General features: G+C 72.2%; 18 protein-coding genes. 13 read left to right on the forward strand and 5 right to left on the reverse strand.

The window, feature by feature from the left end; genetic code table 11:
• Positions 1-11: 11 nt before the first annotated feature.
• From GGE06_RS31310 to GGE06_RS31345, 8 genes are all read left to right on the forward strand, one after another.
• Positions 12-896: an amino acid ABC transporter permease gene (locus GGE06_RS31310; RefSeq protein WP_116161780.1), complete on the forward strand. Its 885-nt coding sequence runs from the start codon at positions 12-14 to the stop codon at positions 894-896.
• Positions 893-1,681, forward strand: coding sequence for an amino acid ABC transporter ATP-binding protein (locus GGE06_RS31315; RefSeq protein ID WP_116161781.1), 789 nt, complete (start codon positions 893-895; stop codon positions 1,679-1,681). Before GGE06_RS31310 ends, GGE06_RS31315 begins: the two co-directional genes overlap by 4 nt.
• A 44-nt stretch (positions 1,682-1,725) precedes the next feature.
• Positions 1,726-2,700, forward strand: coding sequence for an ABC transporter substrate-binding protein (locus tag GGE06_RS31320; protein WP_116161782.1), 975 nt, complete (start codon positions 1,726-1,728; stop codon positions 2,698-2,700).
• A 105-nt stretch (positions 2,701-2,805) separates the two neighbouring features.
• Entirely contained in the window at positions 2,806-3,813 is a 1,008-nt protein-coding gene (locus tag GGE06_RS31325) for an LLM class flavin-dependent oxidoreductase (protein ID WP_116161783.1), read from the forward strand.
• Complete coding sequence (locus GGE06_RS31330; RefSeq protein ID WP_184932410.1) at positions 3,810-5,114, forward strand: LLM class flavin-dependent oxidoreductase; 1,305 nt, start codon at positions 3,810-3,812, stop codon at positions 5,112-5,114. The genes GGE06_RS31325 and GGE06_RS31330 overlap by 4 nt, the downstream gene beginning before the upstream one ends.
• Positions 5,111-5,899 (forward strand): DUF1684 domain-containing protein, encoded by a 789-nt coding sequence (locus tag GGE06_RS31335; RefSeq protein ID WP_116161785.1) that lies wholly within the window; start codon positions 5,111-5,113, stop codon positions 5,897-5,899. The genes GGE06_RS31330 and GGE06_RS31335 overlap by 4 nt, the downstream gene beginning before the upstream one ends.
• A gap of 202 nt (positions 5,900-6,101) precedes the next feature.
• Positions 6,102-6,956 (forward strand): S1 family peptidase, encoded by an 855-nt coding sequence (locus GGE06_RS31340; protein ID WP_116161786.1) that lies wholly within the window; start codon positions 6,102-6,104, stop codon positions 6,954-6,956.
• 47 nt (positions 6,957-7,003) lie between these two features.
• Positions 7,004-7,885, forward strand: coding sequence for a S1 family peptidase (locus GGE06_RS31345; RefSeq protein WP_184932411.1), 882 nt, complete (start codon positions 7,004-7,006; stop codon positions 7,883-7,885).
• Between the two features lie 62 nt (positions 7,886-7,947).
• On the opposite strand, the gene GGE06_RS31350 is transcribed toward GGE06_RS31345, so the two are convergent.
• A complete protein-coding gene (locus GGE06_RS31350; protein ID WP_184932412.1) occupies positions 7,948-8,985 on the reverse strand; it encodes a DUF3533 domain-containing protein in 1,038 nt (345 codons plus the stop codon).
• 372 nt (positions 8,986-9,357) lie between these two features.
• Here GGE06_RS31350 and GGE06_RS31355 point away from each other — a divergent pair, with 372 nt between their 5' ends.
• On the forward strand, positions 9,358-10,248 hold the full coding sequence (locus tag GGE06_RS31355; protein WP_116161789.1) for an esterase/lipase family protein: 891 nt from the start codon (positions 9,358-9,360) through the stop codon (positions 10,246-10,248).
• Here the strand turns inward: GGE06_RS31355 and GGE06_RS31360 are convergent.
• A complete protein-coding gene (locus GGE06_RS31360) occupies positions 10,245-11,195 on the reverse strand; it encodes a lytic polysaccharide monooxygenase auxiliary activity family 9 protein (RefSeq protein ID WP_116161790.1) in 951 nt (316 codons plus the stop codon). The genes GGE06_RS31355 and GGE06_RS31360 overlap by 4 nt on opposite strands.
• A gap of 123 nt (positions 11,196-11,318) precedes the next feature.
• Positions 11,319-11,987: a response regulator gene (locus tag GGE06_RS31365; protein WP_116161791.1), complete on the reverse strand. Its 669-nt coding sequence runs from the start codon at positions 11,985-11,987 to the stop codon at positions 11,319-11,321.
• Positions 11,988-12,119: 132 nt separating this feature from the next.
• Here GGE06_RS31365 and GGE06_RS31370 point away from each other — a divergent pair, with 132 nt between their 5' ends.
• The 4 genes from GGE06_RS31370 (at position 12,120) to GGE06_RS31385 (ending at position 15,626) form a co-directional block, all read left to right on the forward strand.
• Positions 12,120-13,103, forward strand: coding sequence for a Bug family tripartite tricarboxylate transporter substrate binding protein (locus GGE06_RS31370; protein WP_184932413.1), 984 nt, complete (start codon positions 12,120-12,122; stop codon positions 13,101-13,103).
• Positions 13,100-13,603: a tripartite tricarboxylate transporter TctB family protein gene (locus GGE06_RS31375; protein WP_116161793.1), complete on the forward strand. Its 504-nt coding sequence runs from the start codon at positions 13,100-13,102 to the stop codon at positions 13,601-13,603. The genes GGE06_RS31370 and GGE06_RS31375 overlap by 4 nt, the downstream gene beginning before the upstream one ends.
• 3 nt (positions 13,604-13,606) lie before the next feature.
• Positions 13,607-15,103, forward strand: a complete 1,497-nt coding sequence (locus GGE06_RS31380) for a tripartite tricarboxylate transporter permease (RefSeq protein ID WP_116161794.1) — start codon at positions 13,607-13,609, stop codon at positions 15,101-15,103.
• 112 nt (positions 15,104-15,215) lie between these two features.
• On the forward strand, positions 15,216-15,626 hold the full coding sequence (locus tag GGE06_RS31385; protein ID WP_116161795.1) for a DUF6299 family protein: 411 nt from the start codon (positions 15,216-15,218) through the stop codon (positions 15,624-15,626).
• Here GGE06_RS31385 and GGE06_RS31390 read toward each other — a convergent pair.
• On the reverse strand, positions 15,623-16,102 hold the full coding sequence (locus GGE06_RS31390) for a ribonuclease FAU-1 family protein (RefSeq protein ID WP_116161796.1): 480 nt from the start codon (positions 16,100-16,102) through the stop codon (positions 15,623-15,625). The two genes, GGE06_RS31385 and GGE06_RS31390, sit on opposite strands and share 4 nt — an antisense overlap.
• Complete coding sequence (locus GGE06_RS31395; protein ID WP_184932414.1) at positions 16,083-17,006, reverse strand: GNAT family N-acetyltransferase; 924 nt, start codon at positions 17,004-17,006, stop codon at positions 16,083-16,085. The genes GGE06_RS31390 and GGE06_RS31395 overlap by 20 nt, the downstream gene beginning before the upstream one ends.
• Between the last annotated feature and the right edge of the window lie 66 nt (positions 17,007-17,072).

The raw sequence follows: 17,072 nt of genomic DNA on the forward strand, positions 1-17,072 counted from the left end.
GAGGAACCGCCATGTCTCTCACCAGCGATCCGCCCGTCACGAAGGAACCCGTCGCCACGCCGCCGGCCTCCGGCGAACTCGTCGTCGTGCCGGTGCGCCACCCCTGGCGCTGGGCGGCCGTCGCCGTCACCGCCGTCCTGCTCGTCCAGTTCGCCCACGGCCTCGTCACCAACCCCGGCTGGGAATGGGACGTCTTCGCCGCCTTCTTCACCACCGAGACGATCCTGCGGGCCGTCTGGGTCACCCTCCAGCTCACCTTCTACGGCACCGCGCTCGGCTTCGCGATCGGCATCGTGCTCGCCTTCATGCGGCTGTCGGCCAGCCCGTTCCTGCGGTCGGTCGCCTTCGGCTACATCTGGGCCTTCCGCTCCATCCCGCTCATCGTCCAGCTGCTCTTCTGGTTCAACCTGGCCTACCTCTACAAGGAACTGAGCATCGGCATCCCGTTCGGGCCGAGCTTCCTCTCCTTCGACACCATGGGCCTCGTCGGCGAGATGGGCGCCGCCGTCCTCGGGCTCGCCCTGCACCAGGCGGCCTACGCGGCGGAGATCGTCCGGGGCGGCGTCCTCGCCGTGGACGAGGGCCAGTCGGAGGCCGCCGCCTCCCTCGGCATCCCCAGGCTCCGGCAGGTGCGGCGGATCGTGCTGCCGCAGGCGATGCGCTCGATCCTGCCCAACGCCGCCAACGAGATCATCTCGCTCTTCAAGGGCACCTCGATCGTCTCCGTCATGGCGATCGGCGAACTCTTCTACCAGGTCCAGGTCGTCTACGGGCGCAACGGACGCGTCGTCCCGCTCCTGATGGTCGCCACCGCCTGGTACGTCCTGCTCACCACCGCGCTCTCCGTCGTCCAGCACTACGTCGAACGCCACTACGCGAAGGGGAGCACCCGATGAGCTCCGTCACCGCTTCCGCCGATGCCACCGCCAAGGTCGAGATCCGTTCCGTCCACAAGCGCTTCGGCGCCCTCCACGTCCTGCGCGGCATCGACCTCGACGTCCGGGCCGGCGAGGTCACCGTCGTCCTCGGCCCCTCGGGCTCCGGCAAGTCCACCCTGCTGCGGACCATCAACCACCTGGAGAAGGTCGACAGCGGCACGGTCGGCGTCGACGGCGTCCTCGTCGGCTACCGCCGCTCCGGGAACAAGCTGTACGAGCTGCGCGAGCGCGAGATCCTCAAGCAGCGCACCCGGATCGGCTTCGTCTTCCAGAACTTCCACCTCTTCCCGCACCTCACCGTCCTGGAGAACATCGTCGAGGCGCCCGTCTCGGCCCTGAAGCGCCCCCGCAAGGACGCCGAGGCCACGGCCCGCGCGCTGCTCGAACGCGTCGGACTCGCCGACAAGGCCGAGGCCTACCCCAAGCAGCTCTCCGGCGGGCAGCAGCAGCGCGTCGCCATCGCCCGCGCGCTCGCCCTCGAACCGAGCCTGCTCCTCTTCGACGAGCCGACCTCCGCGCTCGACCCCGAACTCGTCGGCGAGGTCCTCGACGTCATCAAGGACCTGGCCGCCTCCGGCACCACCATGATCGTCGTCACCCACGAGATCGGCTTCGCCCGCGAGGTCGCCGACACCGTGGTCTTCATGGACGAGGGCCGGATCGTCGAGCAGGGCCCGCCGGCCGAGGTGCTCGACAACCCGCGGCACGAGCGGACCCGTGCCTTTCTCTCCAAGGTCCTCTGACCCTTTCTTTCCCTCGTACAACTCGTACAACAGGAGTCACCGCCATGCAGACCCGTCGCACCCTCCTCACCGCCCTCGCCTCGCTCACCGCCCTCGGGCTCCTCACCGCCTGCGGCTCGGGCGACGCCGCCGTCGGCGAGATCAAGCCCGAGGGGCAGAAGAACACCGGCATCAACGTCGGCCCGAACCAGAACCGCGTCCACACCGCCAAGGTCGACGCGATCGCCGGCAAGCTGCCCGAGGCCGTCCGCAAGAGAGGCACCCTGATCCTCGGCGTCTCCGCCAAGAGCAACCCGCCGCTCGCCTTCCGCGCCACCGACGACACGACGCTGATCGGCGTCGAGCTCGACCTCGCCACCCTCGTCGCCGACACCCTCGGTCTGAAGCCCGAGTTCGACGCGGTCTCCTGGGAGAACCTCTTCGTCGGCCTCGACAGCGGCAAGTACGACGGCGTCTTCTCCAACGTCACCGTCACCGAGGAGCGCAAGGACAAGTACGACTTCGCCACCTACCGGCTCGACGACCTCGCCTTCGAGGCGAAGAAGGGGTCCGGCTGGACGGTGAAGGGCCCCGAGGACGTGTCGGGCAAGCGGATCGCCGTCGGCAGCGGCACCAACCAGGAGAAGATCCTCGTCGACTGGTCCCGGCAGAACGAGAAGGCCGGCCGCAAGGGCGTCGACATCAAGTACTACGACAACACGACCGACTACTACCTCGCGCTCCAGTCCGGTCGGATCGACGGCTACCTCGGACCCAACCCCACCGTCGCCTACCACGTGGCCTCCGCCGGACAGACCGAGTCCGTCGGCAAGTTCTCCGGGGCGGGCGCGGGACTCCAGGGCAAGATCGCGGCCACCACGAAGAAGGACAGCGGCCTCGTCGCCGCGTACGCGGCCGCGATCGACCACGTCATCGAGAACGGCACCTACGCGCAGGTCCTCAAGCGGTGGGGGCTGAGCAACGAGGCCGTGCAGAAGTCGGAGATCAACCCGCCCGGCCTGCCCCGTACCGAGAACTGACCCCCGGGTCGGGTCCGCCGGGGCCGGGGCCGGGGCCTCCCCGCCCCGGCCCCTCCCGCCGTTGTCGTCTTCCGGGCCCGTTCCCCCGTACCGAGAGAGACCCGCATGACCAGTCACCGACCGCTTCATCTCGCCGCCGAGGTCGCCTCGGGCGCCGGGCCCGACGCCGCCCGTCGTACGCTCGCGCTCGCCCGGACCGCCGAGGCCGCCGCGCTCGACTTCCTCACCCACGACGACACCTTCGCCGGGCCCGGCCTCGACGCGCTCGCCGTCCTCGCCCGGATCGCCCCCGAGACCCGTTCCGTCGGCCTCGTGCCGACCGTCACCACCACCCACACCGAGCCGTTCCACGTCCAGGCCGCCGTCGCCACCCTCGACTGGGTGAGCCGGGGCCGCGCGGGCTGGCGGATCGCGGTCTCCCCTTCCGGCGCCGAGGCCCGGCTCGTCGGCCGCCGCCCCGCGCCGCCCACCGCCGAGCTCTGGCAGGAGGCCGGCGAGGTCGCCGAGGTCTCCCGGAAGCTGTGGGACAGCTGGGAGGACGACGCCGAGATACGGGACGTGGCGACCGGGCGGTTCGTCGACCGCCGCAAGCTGCACCACGTCGACTTCCAGGGCGCGACGTTCTCGGTCAAGGGGCCCTCCATCGTGCCCCGGCCCCCGCAGGGCAACCCGGTGACCGTCGTCGACGCCACCCGCCCGGCCGCCCGCGACACCGCGGCCCACCACGCCGACGTGGCCCTGATCAGCGCTGCCTCCGCCGAGGAGGCCGCCGCGCTGCGCGCCGAACTGCACCGGGGGGCCCGCGCCCACGGCCGGGACCCCGGGCAGCTGCGCGTCCTGCTCTCGTCGACCGTCGATCTCGATGCCTACGAGGGCGGGGCCGGGGCGCTGGCCGAGTTGATCGCCGGTTGGCACGGGGGCGGGGCGGTCGACGGCTTTCATCTCGTGCCGGCTGCGGGGGAGCGGGATCTGGAGCGGTTCACCTCGGAGACCGTGGCCCGGCTCAGGGAGCGCGGGCTGTTCCGTACGGACTACGAGGGGACCACCCTCCGCGATCACCTGGGGCTCGCCCGGCCGGTCAGTCAGTACGCGAAGGCGGTGGCCTCCGCATGAGCCGGAAGCAGATCCATCTCGCCGCGCACTTCCCCGGCGTCAACTCGACGACCGTGTGGGCCGATCCGCGCTCCGGCTCGCAGATCGACTTCTCCTCCTTCGAGCATCTGGCCAGGACCGCCGAGCGCGGGCTCTTCGACTTCTTCTTCCTCGCCGAGGGGCTGCGGCTGCGCGAGCACGCGGGGCGCATCCACGACCTGGACGTCGTCGGACGGCCCGAGTCGATCACCGTCCTGAACGCGCTCGCGGCCGTCACCGACCGGCTCGGCCTCGCCGCCACGGTGAACGCCACCTTCAACGAGCCGTACGAACTGGCCCGGCGGCTCGCCTCGCTCGACCACCTCAGCGCGGGCCGGGCCGCCTGGAACGTGGTCACCTCGTCCGACGCCTTCACCGGTGAGAACTTCCGGCGCGGCGGCTATCTGGACCGCGCCGACCGGTATGCGCGGGCCGCCGAGTTCGTCGGTGCGGTCAGGGAGTTGTGGGATTCCCGGCCCCCGGGCGGGGCGCCGGGCACCTTCGCTCACAGCGGGCCTCAGTTCCGGATCGAGGGCTCGTTCCCCGTGCCGCGTTCCCCGCAGGGGCAGCCGGTCGTCATCCAGGCCGGGGACTCCGCCGAGGGACGGGAGTTCGCGGCCTCGGCCGCCGATGTGGTCTTCACCCGGCACTCGACCCTGGAGGCCGGCCGGGAGTTCTACGCCGACGTCAAGGGGCGGCTCGCCCGGTACGGGAGGGAGCCCGATGACCTGAAGATCATGCCGGGGGTGACGTACGTCCTCGGCGACAGCGACGCCGACGCGCAGGAGCGGGCGGCCGGGATCCGGCGGCAGCAGGTCTCCCCGCAGAACGCGATCCTCGCGCTCGAACAGGTCTGGGGGCGCGACCTGTCCGGCTACGACCCCGACGGGCCGCTTCCGGACATCGACCCCGACCCGGACTCGACGCTCGTCCAGGGCCGGGTGCGGGTCGCCGACCCCGTCGCCGTGGCGAGGAAGTGGCGGGCGCTGTCCGAGGCGAAGGGGCTTTCGATCCGTCAGACGGTCATCGAGTCCACGGGCCGGCAGTCCTTCGTGGGCTCCCCGGCGACGGTCGCGGCGGCCCTGGAGGAGTTCGTCGCCACGGACGCCGCCGACGGCTTCATCCTCGTCCCGCACCTCACCCCGGGCGGCCTCGACGACTTCGTCGACCAGGTCGTTCCGCTGCTCCAGGAGCGTGGGGCCTTCCGTACGGAGTACACGGGCACGACGCTGCGCTCGCACCTCGGCCTTCCCGATCCCGTATGGAAAGGTGGCACACCATGAGCACGGATCCACAGCAGGACTGGCAGCACTGGCACGAGCAGCGCGAGGCCGCGGTCGCCTCCTCGTACGGCCCGCTCTCCCTCACGGGCACCCACTGGCTCGCGGACTTCCCCGACGGTCGTATTCCGGCCATTCCCGGTGAGTGGCGGGAGGCCGGCGACGAGGTCCTCCTGACGGCCGCCGCCGAGGACGGGATCACCGTCGACGGCAAGCCCTTCGCGGGCACGGTCCGGCTCACCGCCGACCACGCCCCGATCCACGAGTCCCGGGTCGAGTCGGCGGGCCGGCGGCTCGTGGTGCTGCGGCGCGAAGGGCTCTGGGCCGTACGGGACTTCGACCCCGGCTCGGAGGCGCGCAGCGCCTTCCGGGGCATCGAGGCCACCCCGTACGACGAGCGCTGGGTGGTGCCCGGTGCGTTCCGTCCGTACGGGGAGACGCGCAGCGTACGGGTGGAGAACGCCGACGGCCGGGAGCGCGGTCTCGGCCTCGCCGGGGAGCTGGTCTTCGAGCTGCACGGAGGGGAGCACGTCCTCCAGGTGGCCGTCGAGGACGACGGCTCCCTGTGGGCGGTCTTCGCGGACGCCACCAGCGGGCGGGACAGCTACCGCTTCCGTTTCCTGCGGCCCGAGGCACCGGCCGCGGACGGCTCGGTGACGGTCGACTTCAACCGCGCCCTGCTGCCGCCGTGCGCCTTCGCGGACCACTTCATCTGCCCCTTCCCGCCGCCCGGGAACACGCTCGACACCGCGGTGGCGGCGGGGGAGCGGCGACTGAACCCGGCCTGAGCGGGCCTTTTCCCGTAGAGCTGCGGATGACGGGCGCCCCCGGCCAGGACGGCCGGGGGCGCCCGTCCGTGCTGCGGTCTTGTGCGTCCGCTCCGGGAGGGCCACTATCACTGGCGGTGCATGTCAGGGACACGTCACCTGATGGCGCCTCGCGGGCCCGACACCCACGGGCCCTCCGCTTTTTCCGAGAAGGAGGAGCACAGTGAGGAAAACCCGCACCCGCCTGCTCGCCGTCACCGCCGGTCTCGCCGCCGCGACCGCCCTCGGACTCCCCGGCGCCCAGGCCGCCCCCGCGCCCGGTCCCGCCGGAGCCGCCCAGCTCGCCCGCGCCGACGCCGCCGTCGAGGCCGCCGGGGTCGGCGGCACCGCCTGGTACGTCGACCAGGCGTCGGGCCGGGTCGTCGTCACCGCCGACTCCACCGTCACCGACGCCGGCCTCGCCAAGATCCGGAGAGCGGCCGGCGCCGACGCCGCGGCCCTCCGCGTCCAGCGCACCCCCGGCACCTTCAAGCCCCTGCTCGCCGCCGGTGACGCCATCTACGGCGGCGGCTACCGCTGTTCGCTCGGCTTCAACGTGCGCAGCGGCTCCACGTACTACTTCCTGACCGCCGGCCACTGCGGCAACGTCGCCAACACCTGGTACACCAACTCGGCGCAGTCGACCCTCATCGGCGCCACCGTCGGCTCCAGCTTCCCGGGCAACGACTACGCCCTCGTCCGCTACGACAACACCTCGCTCGCCCACACCGGCGGCTTCACCGCGGCCGACGCCTACGTGGGCGAGTCCGTCAAGCGCTCCGGATCCACCACCGGCACCCGCAGCGGCACGGTCACCGGCCTCAACGCCACCGTCCACTACTCCAGCGGCGGCACGGTGAAGGGCCTGATCCAGACCAACGTCTGCGCCGAGCCCGGCGACTCCGGCGGCGCGATGTACGACGGCACCAAGGCGCTCGGCCTCACCTCCGGCGGCAGCGGCAACTGCTCCACCGGCGGCACCACCTTCTTCCAGCCGGTGCCGGAGGCGCTCGCCAAGTACAACGTCAGCCTCTTCTGATCCCCGTACGGACACCCACTGATCCCCCCCCACAGGAGGAACAAGAAGTGACCACCCCCACGAAGAAGTTCCGGCTGCTCGCCCTCACCGCCGGTCTCGTCGCCGCCGCCGCGGCGCTCGGCGTCCCCACCGCGAACGCCGACTCCGCGCAGACGTTCAGCGCCACCCAGCTCACCGAGGCGGGCGACGCCGTCCTCGCCGCCGACGTCGCCGGCACCGCCTGGCGCGTCGACACCGCCACCGGCAGGGTCGTCGTCACCGCCGACTCCACCGTCTCCCAGGCCGAGATCGCGAAGATCAAGCACCGGGCCGGGGTCAACGCCGGAGCCCTGCGCATCGAGCGCACCCCCGGCACGTTCAACAAGCTGATCTCCGGCGGGGACGCCATCTACGCGAGCAGCTGGCGCTGCTCGCTCGGCTTCAACGTCAAGGACAGCGCGGGGAACTACTACTTCCTCACCGCCGGCCACTGCACCGACGGCGCGGGCACCTGGTGGTCGAACTCCACCCACAGCACCGTGCTCGGCTCCACCGCCGGGTCGAGCTTCCCGACCAACGACTACGGCATCGTGCGCTACACCAACACCTCGGTCACCAAGTCCGGCACGGTCGGCAGCGTCGACATCACCAGCGCCGCCAACGCCACCGTCGGCATGTCCGTCACCCGCCGCGGCTCCACCACCGGCATCCACAGCGGCACGGTGACCGGCCTGAACGCCACCGTGAACTACGGCGGCGGCGACATCGTCTACGGCATGATCCAGACCAACGTCTGCGCCGAGCCCGGCGACTCCGGCGGCCCGCTCTACTCGGGCAGCCGGGCGATCGGCCTCACCTCGGGCGGCAGCGGCAACTGCTCCTCGGGCGGGACGACCTTCTTCCAGCCCGTGACCGAGGCGCTGAGCGCGTACGGGGTCAACGTGTACTGATCCCCGGCCCCCCAGGCACGCAGAAGGCCCCCCGTCGCGGCGCGGGGGGCCTTCTGCGCGCCCTACGGACGCTCCGGTACCTCCGGGGGGATCCGCTTCGCCGTCCGCTCCCACTTCACCGAGGACATCACCAGGGTGACGCCCGCGCCGACCATCGCCCAGACCGACAGGACCACCATCGAGGCGGTCATGTCGTTGCCCTTGAAGTACGCGATCGAGCGCGCCGCCCAGGTGCCCGCGCCCGGCGGCAGGTACGGGCCGATCGCCCGCCAGAACGGCGGCAGCATCGGCAGCGGGAAGGCGCCGCCCGCGCTCGGGTTGCCGGCGATCACGATGAGCAGGATCGCCAGGCCGATGCCGACGATCCCGAAGACGGACTGGAGGGCGAGGGTGGCGGCGCCGACGGCGAAGACCACCAGGGTGCCCAGGCCCCACAGGGCCGCGACGCTGCCGGGCAGGGCGCCGAGGATCGGACCGACGATGATCGCGCCGCCGAGACCTCCGAGGGCCGCGTAGAGCGCCAGGGCTCCGAGACGGATGACCGCGCGCTCCCGGTTCGCGGGCCGGGCGCCCGCGCTGATCGCCAGGATCGCTGCGCAGATGTAGCCGCCGACGCACCAGCCGATGACCAGGTAGAAGGCGGAGAGGCCGTTGAAGTCCTGGGAGGAGGACGGGGCCACGTCGACGGTCCGCACGAGGCGCTGGTTGGCGGCCTCCAGCCTCGTGATCATCGCCTCCAGGGTCGCGGAGAGCACCTTTCCGCCGCCCGAGGCGACGAGCAGGGTGTCGGTGCGTCCGCGCGGGTCGACGATCAGGGCCCCGTCGATCTCCCGGTTCAGCATCTGGTCCCGGGCCTCGGCCTCGGTCGCGACCACGCGCGGGTCGAAGGGGTCGCCGGGCAGCTTCTCCAGCCGGTCCGTCACGGCGGTGGCGACCTGCTGCTGGGGGGCGACCACGCCGAAGGGGACGTCCGTGGGTTTCGGATTGTGCAAGGCCCCGACGTACGAGGTGATGAACAGGAGCTGGAGGGCGAAGACGCCGACGACGAGCAGGGCGGCTCGTGGGGTGACGGCGCTTTTCAGTTCATCGACGAAGCTCATGCCCCCACGCTCCGGGGCGGGGGGTGCTCCCGCAGGCGGGAGGCGCCCGAATGGCTGACCGCCGGCTGGTGGACGGGGCACGGACGCGCCCGCCCCGACCGACCGCGACACCCTCTGCGGCACCGTCCGCTACGCCGACCGCACCACCTCGAGCCGCACCAGGGCCCGGGTGAAGCGCGGACCGGAGACGGTGCCGCCGGGCTCACCGGCGGCCTGATCGTGCCGTCGTGACGGCACGGCACTTTTTACCGACGCGTAACTTCCCACCGAAGCTACCCGTACGTAGCTTGGCTGGAGAGCATCCCCACTTGTGGTCCGGACCGCAGGGCACAGCACCCCCACCTTCCCCTTGAGCCGCAAGGAGATCGCCCGATGCTGCCCCGGAATCCCCGCCGCCAGTCCCGTCAGCCCTGGAAGCGCGCCGTCAGAGCACTGTCCGTGCTCGCGCTCGCCGCCGCCGCCACCCTCGCCCCCACCGCCGCCGCCCAGGCCGACACCGCCCCCAGCCGTGGCTGGAACGACTTCGACTGCAAGCCGTCCGCCGCCCACCCGCGGCCCGTCGTCCTCGTCCACGGCACCTTCGGGAACGCCGTCGACAACTGGCTGGCCCTCGCGCCCTACCTGGTCAACCGGGGCTACTGCGTCTTCTCGCTCGACTACGGCCAGCTGCCGGGCGTGCCCCTCTTCAACGGGCTCGGACCCATCGCCGCGTCCGCCGGACAGCTCGACACCTACGTCGACCGGGTCCTCGCCGCCACCGGCGCCCCCGAGGCCGACCTCGTCGGACACTCGCAGGGCGGCATGATGCCCCGCTGGTACCTCAAGTTCCTCGGCGGCGCCGCGAAGGTGAACACGCTCGTCGGCATCGCGCCCGACAACCACGGCACCACCCTGTCCGGCCTCACCAAGCTCCTGCCGTACTTCCCCGGAGCAGAGGACGTCATCAGCTCCAAGACCCCCGGCCTCGCCGACCAGATCGCCGGCTCGGACTTCATCACCAAGCTCAACGAGGGCGGCGACACGGTGCCGGGGGTCCGCTACCACGTCATCGCCAGCCAGTACGACGAGGTCGTCACCCCGTACCGCTCCCAGTTCCTGACCGGCCCGAACGTCACCAACGTCCTCATCCAGGACAAGTGCGCGCTCGACCTCTCCGAGCACGTGGCGATCGGCACGGTGGACCGGGTCACGTTCCACGAGGTGGCCAACGCCCTCGACCCGGCCCACGCGACCCCGACCACCTGCCTCTCCGTGGTCGGCTAGCCCCGGGCCCGCCGCCGGCCCGCCCCGAAGAGCACGGCCGCACCGAGCGCGAGAACGGCGGCGCCACCACCTGCGAGATACGGGGTGGTGGCGCCGCCACCGGTCTCCGCCAACTCCACACCGGAACCGGCGGCGGGGGCGGGCGCGTTGGACTCCGGCGTACCGGATACGGGCGCGGGTGCGGTGGGCGTCGCCCCGTGCGTCCCGTGCGCCCCGTGCCCGACCGTGGACCGGTCCGCGCCGTCCTCGATCTGCTCTTCGGTGGGCGCGGAGGCGGTCGGGGCGGGAGCGGTCGCCGCCGGGGCGGTCCCGCCGTCATTCCCCCCGAACACCACGTCGGAGCACGTGTAGAACGCCTCGGGGGAGTCGGAGCGCTGCCAGATCGAGTAGATGAGATGACGGCCGGACTTCTTCGGCACGGTCCCCTGGAACACGTAGGAACCGTCCTGCATCCCCGGATCGGTCACCGTCACGAACGGCCGGTCCTCCAGGTCCGACCACTTCAGCGGCTTCGTCGGGTCGTACCCGTCCTTCGTCACGTACAGCGCGAACGAGCCCTTGTGCGGAGCGGTCCCCCGGTAACGGAACGTGTGCGCACCGGACTTCATCGGGCTCGCCGGCCAGTCGGCCCGCGCCAGATCGAGCCCCCGGTACTTCTCGTTGCCCGCGCTGCACAGCCTGCCGTCCGGGATCAACTGCCGGTGCCGCCCGGCCGCGTCGCCGATGTTCACCGCGTTCCAGTCGTAGAACGCCTGCGCCCCACTGGCCGCCACAGCCGCCTTGCAGGCCGCCGACCGCGGCGCCTCGGGCCCCTCCGCATAACAGGCCGAGACCCGACTCACGGGGTCGGTCATCGAGCCGTGCGCGTAGGCACCGGGCGCGACGGCGAGACCGGACAGAACCAGAGCGACGGTGACGGCACCCGCTGCCGTACGGCGAGAGGTCATGGGGGGACAACTCCTTCACGAGGGTGATGTGGGGGGTTGCCGAGCAAACTAGCCCCGGAAGAAGTGCGGATCGCGGCCTTTAGGGCCGCGTTAAGGCGCAGGTAAGAGGCGCCTCAGGAACGGCTACCCGATCCGCCGGTACCGCCGCTCCGGGCGTCCCGTCCCGCCGTAGCGCAAGGTGACCTCCGCGCGGCCCGTCTGGGCGAAGTACTCCAGGTAGCGGCGGGCGCTCACGCGGGAGAGGGAGCCGGCTTCGGCGCATTCCGTGGCCGACAGGCCCTCCGGGTGGGCGCGCAGGACGGAGTCGACCAGGTCGGCCGTGTGGGCCGCCAGGCCCTTCGGGAGTTCGCGGGAGCCGCGGGGGCGGGTGCCGAAGATCTGGTCGACGTCCTCCTGGCGGGCCTCGTCCAGCTCGTCGAGGCGGTGGCGGAGGGAGGCCACGTGCCGTAGTTGGTCGTGCAGCGCCGCCGGCGTGAACGGTTTGATCAGGTAGTGCAGGGCCCCGGCGCGCAGCGCGGAGCGGATCGTGCCCACGTCCCGTGCCGCCGTGATGAAGAGCGCGTCCATGCCCAGGCCGGCCGCGCGCAGCTCCCGCAGCACCCGGACGCCGTCCATGTCGGGCAGGAAGACGTCCAGGAGGACCAGGTCGGGACGGAGCAGTTCGGCCTGGCGGAGCGCCTCGGCGCCGTTGTGCGCGACCCCCGCCACGGTGAAGCCCGCCACCGCCGACACATAGCGGCAGTGCAGCTTGGCGACCATGAAGTCGTCGTCCACGACCAGCACCTTCGTCACGCCGACCCACGCTAGGTCCCGACCACAACGACCACAACGTCCGTTGATTGCGGAAGAGAGACAGCTTCTTAACGCCGGAGCAACATGTGGGCCGGCTCACATCCCTTCTCCTGTCAACGAGAGGCGGCACACGTGCGGTTGCGCACCCCCTTCGCCCTCCTCGGGGCGGCTCTCCTGGTGCTCGTCGGTCCGCCGCTGCTCGGCCCGGGCACCGGCTCCGACACCGGCACCGCGATACCCGGCCTGCGCTTCATGGTCCCCAACACCCCCGGCGGCGGCTACGACATCACCGCCCGCACCGCCGCGAAGAACGCCGAGGAAGCCGGTCTCACCGGCGACGTCGAGGTCTTCAACCTGCCCGGCGCGGGCGGCACCGTCGGCCTCACCCGGCTCGTCGGCGAGCGCGGCAACGGCCGCCTCGCCATGTCCATGGGCCTCGGCGTCGTCGGCGCCGTCCACACCAACAAGACGCCCAGGACCCTCGCCGACACCACCCCGATCGCCCGGCTCACCGAGGAGCAGGACATCGTCGTGGTCGGCAAGGACTCCCCGTACAAGACCATCCAGGACCTCCTCGCGGCCTGGAGGAAGGACCCCGGCAAGCTGCCCGTCGGCGGCGGCTCCTCGCCCGGCGGCCCCGACCACCTCGCCCCGATGCTGATGGCGCAGGCCGCCGGGATCGCGCCGAAGGACGTCAACTACGTGCCCTTCGACGGCGGCGGCGAACTCCTCGCCTCCATCCTCGGGAACAAGGTCGGCTTCGGCGTCTCCGGCGTCGGCGAGTACCTCGACCAGATCAAGGCGGGGGAGCTGCGCCTCCTCGCCGTCACCGGACCGAAGCGGGTCCCCGGCCTCGACGCCCCCACGCTCCGCGAGGCCGGGCTCGACACCGAGTTCACCAACTGGCGCGGCATCGTCGCCCCGCCCGGCCTCTCCGACGCCGAGCGCGACAAGCTCGTCACCCTCGTGACCGGGCTGCACGGCTCCCCGCAGTGGCGCGAGTCGCTGAAGACCCACGGCTGGAACGACGCCTTCCTGCCCGGCGCGGAGTTCGGCACCTTCCTCACCGAGCAGGACCGGCGGGTCGGCTCCGTCCTCAAGGAGCTGGGACTGTGACCACCGTGAAGAGCGTGCTGCGCGGACGGTCCGAACTCGGCGTCGGCGCCCTCCTGTTCCTCCTCGGCGTCCTCGTCCTCACCGACGCCCTCACCCTCGACGCCGACGTCGCCGGACGCGGCCCGGTCGGACCGGGGACCGTCCCCCTCGTCGTCGGCTGCGGCCTCCTCGTCGTCGCCGTCCTCCTCACCGTCGACGTGCTGCGCGGCGGCCGGGGCGAGGCCGAGGGCGGCGAGGACGTCGACCTGGCCGAGCCCGCCGACTGGCGCACCGTCCTGCTCCTCGCGGGCGTGTTCCTCGCCTTCGCCGTCCTCATCGGCCCCCTCGGGTTCCCGATCGCCGGAGCCCTCCTCTTCTGGGGCGCGGCCTACGCCCTCGGCAGCCGGCACCTCCACCGCGACCCGCTGATCGCGGCCGTCCTCTCGCTCCTCACCTACGCCGTCTTCGACCAGCTGCTCGGCGTCCCGCTGCCCGGCGGCCCGCTGATGGGAGTGATCTGACCCGTGGATTCCCTGACCTCCCTCATCGACGGCTTCGGGACCGCCCTCACCCCGATCAACCTGCTGTGGGCCGCCATCGGCGTCCTCCTCGGCACCGCCATCGGCGTCCTGCCCGGCATCGGCCCCGCCATGGCCGTCGCCCTGCTGCTCCCGGTGACCTACGGGCTCGAACCGACCGGCGCGTTCATCATGTTCGCCGGCATCTACTACGGCGCCATGTTCGGCGGCTCCACCACCTCGATCCTCCTCAACACCCCCGGCGAGAGCGCCGCCGTCGTCGCCGCCATCGAGGGCAACCCGATGGCCAAGTCCGGGCGCGGCGCCCAGGCCCTCGCGGCCGCCGCGATCGGTCACTTCGCCGGCGGCATGATCGGCACGACCCTGCTCGTCGTCCTCGCCCCGACCGTCGCCGCGCTCGCCGTCGACATCGGCGCCCCCGACTACCTCGCCCTCATGGTCCTCGCCTTCATCGCGGTGACCTCCGTCCTCGGCTCCTCCCGCATCCGCGGCCTCGCCTCCCTGCTCATCGGCCTCACCATCGGCCTCGTCGGCCTCGACCAGATGACCGGGCAGCAGCGCCTCACCTTCGGCTCGCTCCAGCTCGCCGACGGCATCGACGTCGTCATCGTCGCGGTCGGCCTCTTCGCGATCGGCGAGGCCCTCTGGGTCGCCGCGCACCTGCGCCGGGCGCCGGGGGAGGCCATCCCGGTCGGCCGCCCCTGGCTCGGCAGGGACGACGTGAAGCGCACCTGGAAGTCCTGGCTGCGCGGCCCCGCCATCGGCTTCCCGTTCGGCGCGATCCCGGCCGGCGGCGCGGAGATCCCGACCTTCCTCTCGTACGTCACGGAGAAGCGGCTCTCGAAGCACAAGGAGCAGTTCGGCAAGGGCGCCATCGAGGGCGTGGCCGGACCCGAGTCCGCCGCCTCGGCCTCGGCCGCCGGCACGCTCGTCTCCATGCTGACCCTCGGCCTGCCCACGACCGCCGTCGCCGCGGTCATGCTGGCCGCGTTCCAGCAGTACGGCATCCAGCCGGGCCCGCTCCTCTTCGAGCGGGAACCCGAGCTGGTGTGGGGCCTCATCGCCTCGCTGTTCGTCGGCATGGTGCTGCTGCTCGCGCTCAACCTGCCGCTCGCCCCCGTCTGGGCCAAGCTGCTGCGCATCCCGCGCCCGTACCTGTACGCCGGCATCCTCTTCTTCGCCGCCGTCGGCGCGTACGCGGTGGGCGGCGAGGCGCTCGACCTGGTCGTGCTGCTCGTCATCGGCCTGATCGGCCTCGGGATGCGGCGCTACGGCCTCCCGGTGCTGCCGGCCGTCATCGGCGTCATCCTCGGCCCGGCCGCCGAGCAGCAGCTGCGCCGTGCCCTCCAGATCAGCGACGGCTCCCTGACGGGCCTGGTGAACACCCCGTTCTCGGTCACCGTCTACGCGGTCGTCCTGGTGCTGCTCGCCTGGCCGCTCGTGAGGAAGGCGGCACGGCGCACCGACCGTACGACGGTATGAGTGCCCCCGTGTCCAACGCGCCCCCGATGGGGTGAGATTCGGTCAGTCGGCGGCCGGATCCGGTATCCCTGGCGGGCAGCACCTTCCCCCCACCCCCGAAGGGACCCCGTCCATGCGCGTCCGACTCGTCCTCGCCGCAGCAGCCCTGCTCACCGCCGCCGTCGCCCCCCTCGCCCACGCGGGAGGGGCCGACGGCCTCACCATCGACGAGTACGGCACCGTCGCCGCCGACAGCACGGTCACCGTCTCCGGCACGTACCGCTGCCTCGACGACGGCGAAGGGCCCGTCTTCGTCAGCTCCACCCTCAAGCAGGGGACCCGCTCCACCGGCATCGGCGGCACCCGCGCCGTCTGCGACGGACACATCCACACCTGGAGCAACAGCGCCGTCGTGAAGGAGCCCGCCTACCAGCCGGGCGCCGCCCACGTCGAAGCCTCCCTCGTACAGCTCACGGCCGGCCCGTCGGGCCTGCCGCTGCCGGGCTTCCTCACCAGGGAGCAGGCGGACGTCGAACTGCGCTAGGCCAGCAGATCGATCAGGCCCTCCCGGCCGAGCAGTTCCAGCTCGTCGAGGGCCACCACGGCGCGGGCCGCCGCCTCCGGGTCGGAGGCGGCGAGGCCGCTCGCCGCGAACTCGTCCTCGTCGAGCCGCAGCACCTCGCTGCCGTCCGCCGACACCCACAGGTCCAGGTCCAGGTCCTCGACCACCACCCCGGACCCGTCGATCACGGCCGGCCGCGTGATGTCGCAGTACCAGCCCTTCAGGGCGCCGTCGGCCGACCACACCTCCTTGACCGTGAACCAGCGGTCGCGCCAGTAGTGCTCCACGAACACGTCACCGGGCTCGAAGCGCACGAAACCGAAGTCCCGCACCCCCTCGGCCGCCCACGGGGCCCGCACCGACAGCCGGGCGTCCTCCTCCGTCAGCACCTCTGCCGGGTAGCGGATCTTCGTCCGTCCCGCCTTCGTCAGGGTGATCTCAACCGATCGTCCGGACATGCCGTACCTCCGTCGCGCCGATCTCGTAACCGAACCATGTGTTGATCGCCAGCATCGGTCCGTTGCCGGCGTCGTTGCTCGTGAACGCCTCCACGCAGCCCGCGGCCCTCGCCCGGTGCAGCGAGGCGGTCTTGGCCAGCTTCGCGAGCCCCCGGCCCCGGTACGCCGGCGCGGTGCCGGTCATCCCGGAGCAGTACCGCCCCAGACCGTCCGTCTGCGCCGCGCTGAACGCCGCCGGCACCCCGTCCACCACCACGACCGTCGTCAGCGCCCGGTCGAGGTGCGGGTGCTCCCAGGTGGTCTCCCGCCAGTGCGCGTAGTCGTCCAGCTCCGCGCCGACGTCCCCCGGCTCGTCCGCCGTCGTCACCGCGTCGAGTTCGAACAGCGGCCGGGGATCGGCCGCGAAGTCCTCGGCCGTACGCAGCTCGACACCGGTCGGCGGGTCCTGGAGCGGCGGCAGCGCGGCCCGTGCCAGGTCGAGCCGCAGGAAGTGGGCGGAGCGGCTGGGGGAGTAGCCCCGCCGCCCGGCCCAGGCCCGGTCCTCCGGCGTGTCCAGGACCCAGCTGTACAGCGTCCGCGCGCCCCGCTCCTCCAGGTGCTCCTCGGCGGCGCGAAGCAGCAGCGTCCCGGCGCCCCGCCCCAGGTGCGCGGGGTCCACGTACACGTTGACGGAGCCGATTCCGGGCTCCGGGGCGTCATGGGCGATCCTCAGCTGCGCCGTCCCGATGATCGTGCCGTCACCGCTCACGGCGACCAGCGGGCGGGCGTGGCTGTCGGGATGGGCGTGCGCCCAGTCGTACGCGACCTGCTCGGCGGTCGCGAGCATGAAGGGGAGCACCGCCCGGCGGACCCGGGCGAAGCCCTCGGCGTCCGGGGGCCGTACATCACGGACGATCACAGTCATGTGGTGGCACGCTACGGGCGCGGGACGCACCACCGCCTCCCATTTTCCGGTGGGGTGGGGGCAGAA

Origin of the sequence: Streptomyces nymphaeiformis (assembly GCF_014203895.1) — a bacterium.
GTDB lineage: Bacteria > Actinomycetota > Actinomycetes > Streptomycetales > Streptomycetaceae > Streptomyces > Streptomyces nymphaeiformis.